At 35.8% G+C, this 531-nt stretch carries 1 pseudogene; it reads left to right on the forward strand.

Annotation, left to right across the window (positions count from 1 at the left end):
* Window positions 1-72: 72 nt before the first annotated feature.
* Window positions 73-477 (forward strand): annotated as a pseudogene (locus AAY47_RS19685) (beta-eliminating lyase-related protein); the annotation flags it as partial.
* Between the last annotated feature and the right edge of the window lie 54 nt (window positions 478-531).

Here is a 531-nt window from a genome sequence, read left to right on the forward strand (position 1 = left end):
AGATGCCTACTATAGCAACTGACCGCCTTTTTCAGAAATTGCACTTATCATGCGAATCCAAGTTATGAAATTAAAAATAATAGAAAAAATATTGTGGCTATAGTGATTACTATTACTTGTAATAGTGTGGGTGGACAACCATTATCTATGGATAATATTTGTTCTGCTGCGGAAATGGCGAAAGGTGCTGGTATACCTGTGATCATTGATGCGGCTCGATTTGCGGAAAATGCTTACTTCATAAAACAACGCGATAAAAATTTTTCTGATAAAACAATTTCACAAATAGTTAAAGAGATATTTAGTAAAGTAGATATATTTACAATGTCTGCAAAGAAAGATGGTATGGTAAATATTGGCGGGTTATGTTGCTTTCGTAATGATGAGTCTTTGTTTAGAGAAGTACAGATAAGATGTGTACCAATGGAAGGATTTATAACCTACGGAGGGTTAGCTGCAGGGCGCGAGCACAGGGCAAGATCACGAATGTTTTTTAGTCAAAAATAAACAGGTTGCTTCGAGTAAAGAGCT

The organism is Xenorhabdus griffiniae (genome assembly GCF_001028135.1).
Lineage (GTDB): Bacteria > Pseudomonadota > Gammaproteobacteria > Enterobacterales > Enterobacteriaceae > Xenorhabdus > Xenorhabdus bakwenae.